The 11235-nt window shown below is 44.5% G+C and carries 3 protein-coding genes; all 3 read left to right on the plus strand.

Going from position 1 to position 11235, the window contains the following annotated elements:
• Positions 1-4742: trifunctional serine/threonine-protein kinase/ATP-binding protein/sensor histidine kinase (locus QUA27_RS26395; protein ID WP_445251552.1), on the plus strand; the 4742-nt coding region annotated here is incomplete at its 5' end.
• A 497-nt stretch (positions 4743-5239) separates the two neighbouring features.
• On the plus strand, positions 5240-10588 hold the full coding sequence (locus tag QUA27_RS26400) for a trifunctional serine/threonine-protein kinase/ATP-binding protein/sensor histidine kinase (protein ID WP_333071926.1): 5349 nt from the start codon (positions 5240-5242) through the stop codon (positions 10586-10588).
• A gap of 84 nt (positions 10589-10672) precedes the next feature.
• The coding region (locus tag QUA27_RS26405; protein WP_333071927.1) for a serine/threonine protein kinase at positions 10673-11235 on the plus strand (563 nt) is incomplete at its 3' end.

Below are 11235 nucleotides of genomic sequence, written 5' to 3' on the forward strand. Positions count from 1 at the left end.
TGCCATTTGAATGTGACGACCCGATGGAGTTGGTTCACTGCCATATAGCCAAAAAACCTCGTGCAATAAAGGGCCAAGAAATCCCGCAGGTAGTTTCGGATATTGTCATGAAGCTGATGGCGAAGAATGCGGAAAAACGCTATCAAAGTGCCTGGGGATTGAAACATGACTTAGAAAAGTGTTTGCAGCAGTGCCAAGAAACTGGAAAAATTGAAACTTTTGAGTTAGGAACGCGGGATATATGCGATCGCTTCCTGATTCCCGAAAAACTCTACGGTCGAGAACGAGAAATACAGCAACTTTTAGAAGCATTTGAACGAGTAGCAGAAGGCAACAGCGAAATGATGCTCGTTGCAGGCTTTTCCGGCATAGGAAAAACCGTTGTCGTCAATGAAGTTCACAAACCAATTGTCCGACAGCATGGCTATTTCATTAAAGGTAAATTTGACCAGTTTAATCGCAATATTCCCTTTTCGGCATTTGTGCAAGCATTCCGCGATTTAATGACACAATTGCTCAGTGAAAGCGATCTCCAGATCCAAGCATGGAAAACCAAAATTTTAGCAGCCATAGGTGATAACGGGCAAGTCATTATTGAAGTCATTCCCGAACTAGAACGGATTATGGGACAACAACCCGCAGGTCCAGAATTATCAGGGATAGCTGCTCAAAATCTGTTTAATTTACTATTCCAAAAATTTATTTCTGTCTTCACCACCAAAGAGCATCCCTTAGTGATGTTTTTGGATGACTTACAATGGGCAGATTCGGCATCTTTAAAGTTGATGCAATTGCTCATAAGTGAATCCCAGTCCAGTCACCTGCTACTAATTGGAGCCTATCGAGACAATGAGGTTACCGCTGCCCATCCCTTGATGTTGACTTTAGATGAAGTCACTAAAACAGGGGCAACTGTCAATACAATCACACTTGCACCTCTGGCTCGAACCAGTGTGAATCACTTAGTAGCAGATACGCTGACTTGTTCTCCTAAGTTAGCAGAACCGCTGACGGAATTGGTGTATCAGAAGACAAAAGGTAACCCATTTTTTGCGACGCAGTTTATCAAGGCATTGCATCAAGATAAATTGATTATTTTTGATGTTCAAGCAGGATATTGGCAGTGCGATATTAGCAAAATTACAGAAGCAGCACTGACGGATGATGTAGTTGAATTCATGGCGCAGCAGTTACAGAAATTGCCCGTTGAAACTCAGGAGGTTTTAAAATTAGCCGCTTGCATTGGCAATCAGTTCGATCTGACAACATTAGCAATTGTTTCGGAAATCTCGGAGACGGGAACGGCAACGGCTTTGTGGAAAACTTTACAGGAAGGTTTTGTTTTACCTCAGAGTGAGATTTATAAATTTTATGTAGGGGAAGAAGACAATATCGATCGAGCTACTTCTCAAACAGTTGTCTATCGCTTCTTACACGATCGCGTCCAGCAAGCTGCTTATTCTTTGATTCCGGAAAAAGAACGCGCGATCGCCCATTATCAAATCGGGCAATTACTCCTGCAACAAATTTCAGCAGAAGCCAGAGAAGAACGCATTTTTGAATTAGTCAATCAGTTGAACTACGGAACCACACTGGTTGTAGAACAACCCGAAAGGGAGGAACTCGCCCAACTCAACTTCACTGCTTGCCACAAAGCCAGAGCCGCCACCGCATATCAAGCCGCCCGCGAATATGCCACAGTGGGGCTGCAACTGCTGGGAACAGACGCTTGGGAACGGCATTACGAAATGACCCTATCCCTGCACGACTTAGCTGCCGAGGTGGCTTTCTTGGCGGGCGATTTTGAGCAGATGCACAAGTGGATTGAAGCGGTGATTCATCATGCGAAAACACCTTTAGAACAGGTGCAAGTTTACCAAGTCAAAATCCAGGCATTGGTCGCCCACAATAAATTTGTCGAGGCGATCGCGATCGGTCAATCAGTCTTCCAAATGTTAGGCGTAAACCTACCAAATGAACCAACCCTAGACGATATTCGGCAGTTGAAGCAAGAAATTGATGCCTTAATTGAAGGTCGCTCTATTGAATCATTCTTTGATCTGCCGAAAATGAGCGATCCTCAGCAATTAGCCATTATGCAAAATGCGGCTCGGCTGACACCCGTCTGTTATATGTCCGGCACCAAGCTTTATTTCCTGGTGGTGGCACTCCAGGTTAAGTTGTCCATCCAATTCGGCAATAGTCCGGTTTCCGCTTTTTGCTATGTGGGTTACGCCTTCCAACTGAGGATGCTGTGGGGCGACATGACAATGGTGCCTCAGTTTGGGCAATTAGGATACCAACTCGCCTTAGAACCCGATGCCAAAAACATTCGAGCCGCAACAGCCATGTTAATGGGGGCATATGTTGGTTCTTGGACGATCCACCTGCAAGAAACGCTGCCGATTCTTCTCGATGGCTATCAAGCTGGATTAGAAACAGGCAATCTCGAATTTATGGGCTATGACGCCCAGTTGTACTGTTTCAATGCTTATTGGTACGGTCAACCGCTGGCTGAACTCGAACCGCAAATTCGCGCCTATTACCAACAGTTGTGCGACCTCCACCAAGTCACAGCAGCAAACTGTGTGTTGGCGTACTGGCAGGCGGCTCAAATTCTCTTGGGTCAGTCAGAGGACGAGATTCCTTTACGCCAGGATGCCTATGAAGAAAAAGTCCTGGCTCAGGCAAAAGTCGATTTTTACCGACTATCTTTCTTCTACTTGTATCGATTCACATTGAATTACTGGCTGGAAGACTTTGCTAAAGCAGAACACGATGCTGCTCAAACGCGACACTATTTGGCTGGAGGGATGGGAAGTATCGTTGAACCGATATTCTACTTCTATGATTCTCTAAACCTGCTGGCCACTCCTGGTGAATCGATGTCCCACTCAGAGCCGCGATGGCAGCGAATGGAAGAAAATCAAGCCAAGCTCAAAGACTGGGCAGATTATGGCCCCATGAATTACTTGCACAAATATCATTTAGTTGAAGCCCAAAAAAATCGCGTTCTTGCTCGCAAAACAGAAGCTTTAGAATTTTACGATCTAGCAATTAAAGGAGCTAAGGAAAATGGTTTTATCCAAGAGGAAGGATTAGCCAACGAACTCGCGGCAAAATTCTACTGGGAGTGGGGCAAAGAAAAAGTTGCCGCCAGCTATATGCAGGAGGCATATTATTGTTATGCCCGTTGGGGAGCACTAGCCAAGGTTGAAGACTTAGAAAAAAGGTATCCCCAATTACTTCATCCCATCCTGAATCAGCCCAAACTCCGCTTTAATCCTCTAGAGACGCTAGCAACGATTAGCCACTCTTCGCAGACTTCCAGTAATAGCAGCACCAGTATTTCCGAGGCCCTAGATTTCGCCTCTATTGTGCAAGCTGCTCAAGCTTTATCCAGTAAAATTCAGCTTGATGAATTGCTCGACACCCTCAACCAAATTATTTTAAAAACTTCGGGTGCCGAAACTTGTGCTTTGCTACTCCCCGCTCAGGATGAATGGCAAATCCGGGCAATAACTCACATCAATCCAGATAACCAGACACCCACTACCCTGCTGCAAACCCAGCCTATACATGGCTCGGCCGTGATTCCGCTCAAGCTGGTTTATTATGTCAAACACACCCTGGAAACTGTGGTTATTGAAGGTGGCAAGACCGATATTCCGGGTTTAATGAATGACTGTACGCTTCAGTATCACTCTCAGAGTATGCTATGTACTCCGATTCTCGATCGCGGGAACTTAGTTGCGATACTTTATCTGGAACATAGCTCGACAAAAGGAGTGTTTACTCGCGATCGTCTCCTCGTCCTCAACTTCCTCTGCACTCAGGCTGCCATTTCCCTAGAAAATGCGCGATTGTATCAGCAAGCCCAGAACTACGCCCACCAGGTGGAACAATCTCAACTGCAATTAGTGCAGAGCGAAAAAATGTCGGCGTTGGGGAATTTAGTGGCCGGGGTTGCCCATGAAATTAATAATCCCGTTGGATTTATTTCTGGCAATATTCATGAGGCGATCGCCGCCGTCAAAGATCTGACTAAATACCTGCAAGTCTACCAAGAAAAATTTCCCCATCCTGGGGATGACATCGAGCATATAGCAGAAGAACTTGACATCGAATATCTCTTAGAAGATTTACCCAAAATGTTGAATTCGATGCAAATGGGGTGCGATCGCATCCAAGGCATCAGCACCAGTCTTCGTACCTTTTCCCGCTCCGACAAAGATTACAAAGTTCCTTTCAATATTCATGACGGAATTAACAGTACGATTTTGATTCTCAAACACAGATTGAAAGCGAACGAACAGCGTCCAGCGATTGAAGTTGTGAAAGAGTATGGGAACTTGCCCTCAGTGGATTGCTTCCCCGGACAATTAAATCAGGTGTTTATGAATATATTGGCAAATGCCATTGATGCACTGGAAGAATCAAATCGGGAACCGAGTTTAGAGAAGACTAAATCCCCGACCAAGTGCATCACAATTCGGACAGAAATGAAGTCTAAAAATTGGGTAAATATTCGCATTTATGACAACGGACCAGGGATATCAGATGAGATAAAAGGTCAGATTTTTGACCACTTATTTACAACTAAAGGTGTGGGTAAAGGTACGGGATTGGGATTGGCGATAGCACGGCAGATTGTAGTTGAGAAACACGGCGGTACAATCGAGGTAAATTCTGTAGTTGGAGAAGGGACGGAGTTTACGATATCATTGCCGATGAAAGGATAAGACTAGGGAGCATCTCATATTGGTAAAAACACTTCTTCTGGCTCCTTCCTTCTTCTTCTTTCCTCCTGCCTCCTGCCTCCTCTCTCCTGCCTAAAAATTCCAATTTTGGGCTGGGTTGCTTTCATTGAGATGCTCCCTAAGACTATCTTGATAGAGCGCCATCTTTCTGTTTAAAAGTGAAAAATCATAAAAGCGGTAGAGTCTGTCTGTTGGGGTTCTCGTAGTTCTATTTTCCTCAGACTCGACCAATAAAAGTGTATACTTACAATAGTTCGGACAGTTTTTATATAGCCCAATGGCTTATGCTCGCTTGACTTTGAGCCACTGTGGATAATTAAATCAATGTCAGCTCCACCCCTGACGCGACATTTAATTCGACTTTTTTATGCTCCTTGACCCGCGTAAGCTTGTAGAATCGTTCCAAAAACTGTGCGGAGTATTGATAATAAGTTACAGAAGTCAATGTCTAAGATGGAGTAATCCAGAGGAGTACCGCAGTGGATTTGACAAACCGAGTTTCTGGATATGATCTGGTTGAGCAATTATACTGCGGTTCGAGAACCCTAGTTTATCGAGCCATTAGAGAAATCGATCGGCTTCCAGTTGTCATTAAACTATTAAATCGAGACTATCCCAGCTTCAGCGAACTGCTGCAATTCCGCAATCAGTACACCATCGCCAAAAACCTACGTCTGCCGGGAGTCGTTGAACCTTACAATTTAGAGTCCTATCGCCACAGCTATGCTCTAGTGATGGAGGATTTTGGGGGTATTTCTCTGCGAGACTACGCCCAAGAACGCAAGCTGACTCTAGCAGAAATATGGGAAATTGCCATTCAAATAACTGATATCCTTGACGGACTGTACCGCAACAGAGTCATTCACAAAGATATTAAGCCAGCTAACGTTCTGATTCATCCGGAAACCAAACAAATTAAACTCATAGACTTTAGCATCGCCTCGCTACTGCCGAGAGAAACTCAAGAAATTCAAAATCCCAACGTCTTAGAAGGAACCCTCGCCTATATTTCTCCCGAACAAACCGGACGAATGAACCGAGGCATCGACTACCGCACAGACTTTTATTCTCTGGGAGTTACTTTGTATGAACTGCTGACAGGAAAACTGCCATTTGAATGTGACGACCCGATGGAGTTGGTTCACTGCCATATAGCCAAAAAACCTCGTGCAATAAAGGGCCAAAAAATTCCGCAGGTGGTTTCGGATATTGTCATGAAGCTGATGGCGAAGAATGCCGAAAAACGCTATCAAAGTGCCTTGGGATTAAAGCATGACTTAGAACGTTGTTTGCAGCAGTGGCAAGAAACTGGAAAGATTGAAACTTTTGATTTAGGAACGCGGGATATATGCGATCGCTTCCTGATTCCTGAAAAGCTTTATGGTCGAGACACCGAAGTACAAACCCTGTTGAGTGCCTTCGAGCGTGTGGCAAATGGCACCTCAGAATTAATGCTGGTCGCTGGGTTCTCCGGAATTGGAAAAACCGCTGTAGTCAACGAGGTACATAAACCCATTGTCCGGCAGCGCGGCTATTTCATCAAAGGCAAATTCGACCAGTTTAACCGCAACATTCCCTTCAGTGCCTTTGTGCAAGCATTTCGAGATTTTATGGCACAATTACTGAGTGAGAGTGATGCCAAAATTCAAGAATGGAAAACAAAAATTCTCGAAGCGCTCGGTGACAGCGGACAAGTCATTATTGAAGTCATTCCCGAACTAGAACGGATTATTGGAACACAACCCCCAGCCCCAGAATTATCGGGGATTGCTGCTCAAAATCTCTTTAATTTGCTCTTCCACAAATTCATTGCTGTCTTCACGACCAAAGAGCATCCCTTGGTGATGTTTTTGGATGACTTACAATGGGCTGATTCGGCATCGCTGAAGTTAATACAAATGCTCGTCAATGAGTCGCAATTGGGTTATCTGTTGCTGCTGGGAGCCTATCGGGATAATGAAGTATCACCAACCCATCCCCTGATGTTGACCTTAGAGGAAGTTAGTAAAGCAGGAACAACACTCAATACCATTACATTAGCACCGCTGGATCAAATTAGTTTGAATCAATTGGTAGCGGATACGCTAGTTTGTAACCCTAAGTTGGCACAACCCCTGACAGAACTGGTCTATCAAAAAACTCAAGGAAACCCATTTTTTGCCACGCAATTTCTCAAAGCCTTGCATCAGGATGAATTGATTATTTTTGAGAGCCAATCGGGACATTGGCAGTGCGATATTAGCAAAGTGAGAGAGGCAGCACTAACCGATAATGTAGTGGAATTTATGGGCCAGCAGTTGCAGAAATTGCCCAGAGAAACTCAGTCAATTTTAAAATTAGCCGCTTGCATTGGCAACCAGTTTGACTTAGCAACATTGGCAATTGTTTCAGAGAGTTCGGAGACGGAAAGCGCAACCACATTGTGGAAAGCTTTACAAGAAGGTTTGATTTTGCCCCAAAGTGAAGTTTATAAGTTTTATGTAGGAATAGAACAGAATATTTCTGAAGCGATTTCTCAAATGGTTGTTTATCGCTTCTTACACGATCGCGTCCAGCAAGCTGCTTATTCTTTAATTGCCCCTGAACACAAACAGGCAACTCACCTAAAAATCGGCCAATTGTTGCTCCAGAATACCCCGATTCAAGAACGGGAAGAGCATATTTTTGCCATTGTTAACCAATTGAATATAGGATTGGAGTTAATTTCTCAACCAGCGGAACTCGAAGAACTAGCGCGGTTGAATTTGATGGCAGGACGGAAAGCAAAAGCATCCACAGCCTATGCGGCAGCAGTGAAATACTTGAGTACGGCGATGGATTTGCTATCGAACTCGCGCTGGCAAACTCAGTACGATTTGACTTTAGAAATCGTTGTGGAAGCGGCAGAGGCAGAATATCTCAATACCAATTTTGCTGCCGCCAGTACCCTAGTCGAAATGGTGTTGCAGCACGGGAAAACATTACTAGATGGTATCCCAGCTTATGAGCTCAAGATACAAGTTTTTATGGCGCAACACCAATTGAACGATGCCATTGATACGGGATTGCAGGCATTAGAAGTGTTGGGCTACCCCGTTAACCTGAACGAGCAGGAATTTTTAGTGAGACTGCCGGCTTTAGAATGCCTGGAAGACTACCCCACCATGACTGACCCCGCACAATTAGCAGCGATGCGGATTCTTAAAGTCTGTCTTGCTCCTGTTCTAGCAGGCAGACCGCAAATTCTGCTGCCAGTAGTCGTCAGACAAGTGAAACTCTGTCTGGAAGGCGGTCACTCTCCTCTGGCATCAGGAACCTATGCTTGGTATGGCACACTCTTATGTGGCGCTTTGGGCAACATTGATATCGGATATCAAGCAGGGCGGCTGGCACTGCAACTGCTCAAACACTTTGAAACCAGGGAACACAAAGTTGTTACCTATAATATGTTTTACACCTTCGTCCACCATTGGAAGGAGCCTTTACGAGCAAGCATATCTCCTCTTGCCGAGGGCGTGCAGATTGGGCTAGAAGGCGGGAATTACGAATATACAGGTTACTGCATCACCAACTATTGTTTCTACCTATTTCTGGCAGGAAAAAACCTAGAAACTGTTGAAATCGAACATAAGAAATACCATGACTTGTTACTGAGTCTGAAATTGGAACACTCTATTTCTGTATCCGAGGTTTGGTATCAATTATTGTTGAATTTGTTGGGTAAAGCCGGCAATACTCTCCAGTTAATTGGCGAGAAATTTGATGAATCTACCATGTTGTCGCAACTCCAAGAGCAGAACGATAACTTTGCTTTGTTCAATGCCTTTTTAGCAAAGACGATTTTGTTCTATCTGCTCGAAGAGTTCGAGCCAGCAGTGGAGAGTGCAGCTAAGGCAGCGAGTTACTCTAGCGTTGGGTCAGAAAATTTCGTCAATTTGCACTTCTACCAATCCCTAGCACTGCTGGCGAACTATCCCAACGTCAGTTCCCAAGAGCGATCGCATTACCTAAGTCCGGTTGATGCCAATCAGGAAAAAATGCAGCTTTGGATGCAGCACGCTCCGATGAACTACGAGCATAAATACCATCTGGTGGCAGCGGAAAAACATCGCGTTTTCAATCAAAAAACAGAAGCCATAGAATTCTATGACCGGGCGATTAAAGGAGCCAAAGAAAACGAATACCTCCAAGACGAAGCGATCGCCAACGAATTAGCTGCCAAGTTCTACCTGGACTGGGGCAAAGAAAAAGTTGCCGCCAGCTATATGCAGGAGGCGTATTACTGTTATGCCCGTTGGGGTGCACTAGCCAAGGTTGAAGACTTAGAAAAAAGGTATCCGCATTTACTTCTACCCATCCTGAATCAGCCAAAACTTCGCTTTAATCCTCTAGAGACGCTGGCAACGATTAGCCACTCTTCGCAGACTTCCAGTAATAGCAGCACCAGTATTTCCGATGCTTTAGATTTCGCATCTATTGTGCAAGCTGCTCAAGCTTTATCCAGTAAAATTCAGCTTGAGGAATTGCTCGACACCCTCAACCAAATTATTTTAAAAACTTCGGGCGCAGAAACTTGTGCTTTGCTACTCCCCCATCAGGATGAATGGCAAATCCGGGCAATAACTCACATTAATCCAGATAACCAGTTACCCACAACCTTACTGCAAACCCAACCTCTAGATGGCTCGGCGGTGATTCCGCTCAAGCTGGTTTATTATGTCAAACACACCCTGGAAACTGTGGTTATTGAAGGTGGCAAAACCGATATTCCTGGTTTAATGAATGACTGTACGCTCCAGTATCACTCTCAAAGTATGCTATGTACTCCGATTCTCGATCGCGGGAACTTAGTTGCGATACTTTATCTGGAACATAGCTCGACAAAAGGAGTGTTTACTCGCGATCGTCTCCTCGTCCTCAACTTCCTCTGCACTCAGGCTGCCATTTCCCTAGAAAATGCGCGATTGTATCAGCAAGCCCAGGACTACGCCCACCAGGTGGAACAATCTCAACTGCAATTAGTGCAGAGCGAAAAAATGTCGGCTTTGGGGAATTTAGTGGCCGGGGTTGCCCATGAAATTAATAATCCCGTTGGATTTATTTCTGGCAATATTCATGAGGCGATCGCCGCCGTAAAAGATATTACAGAATACTTGCAACTCTATCAAGAAAAATTTCCCAGCCCGGGTGAGGAAATTGAAGAAAAAGCTGAAGAGAGCGATATCGAATATCTCTTAGAAGATTTACCAAAAATGTTGAATTCGATGCAAATCGGGTGCGCTCGCATTCAAGGTATCAGCACCAGTCTCCGTATCTTCTCCCGCTCCGACAAAGATTACAAAGTTCCTTTCAATATTCATGACGGAATTAACAGTACGATTTTGATTCTCAAACACAGATTGAAAGCAAACGAACAGCGTCCAGCGATTGAAGTTGTGAAAGAGTACGGGAACTTGCCCTCAGTGGATTGCTTCCCCGGACAATTAAATCAGGTGTTTATGAATATATTGGCTAATGCCATTGATGCACTGGAAGAATCAAATCGGGAACCGAGTTTAGAGAAGACTAAATCCCCAGCCAAGTGCATCACAATTCGGACAGAAATGAAGTCTAAGGAGTGGGTGACGATTCGCATTTATGACAACGGGCCTGGGATATCAGATGAGATAAAAGGTCAGATTTTTGACCACTTATTTACAACTAAAGGTGTGGGTAAAGGTACGGGATTGGGTTTGGCGATCGCACGGCAGATTGTGGTTGAAAAACACGGCGGTACAATCGAGGTAAATTCTGTATTAGGAGAAGGGACGGAGTTTACGATATCATTGCCTACAAACGGATTAAGTTAATTATGCGATCGCCGAATTTAACTCTTACACACAGAGGCGCATATTAATTTTTAGCCGTCAATATTTGAGATGAGGATAGCCAAAATGAATGCAGGTATAGATTTAACCAGTCCAATTGCCGGATACCGTCTAATCGAGCAACTGTACAGTGGTTCTAAAACCCTGGTTTATCGAGCCAGCCGAGAAATCGATCGGCTTCCAGTTGTCATTAAAATATTAAATCGAGACTATCCCAGCTTCAGCGAACTGCTGCAATTCCGCAACCAGTACACCATCGCCAAAAATCTACGTCTGCCGGGAGTCGTTGAACCTTACAGTCTGGAATCCTACCGCAACAGCTATGCCCTAGTGATGGAGGATTTTGGCGGTATTTCTCTACGAGACTACGCCCAAAAGCAAGCGCTGACTCTAGCAGAAATCTTGGAAATTGCCATTCAAATAACTGACATTCTTGATGGATTGTACCGAAACAGAGTCATTCATAAAGATATTAAGCCAGCTAACGTCCTCATACATCCCGACACTAAACAAATTAAACTCATAGACTTTAGCATCGCCTCCCTACTGCCAAGAGAAACTCAAGAAATTCAAAATCCCAACGTCTTAGAAGGAACCCTCGCCTATATTTCTCCCGAACAAACCGGACG

This window comes from Microcoleus harperi Pol14_C6, assembly GCF_036701295.1.
GTDB lineage: Bacteria > Cyanobacteriota > Cyanobacteriia > Cyanobacteriales > Microcoleaceae > Microcoleus.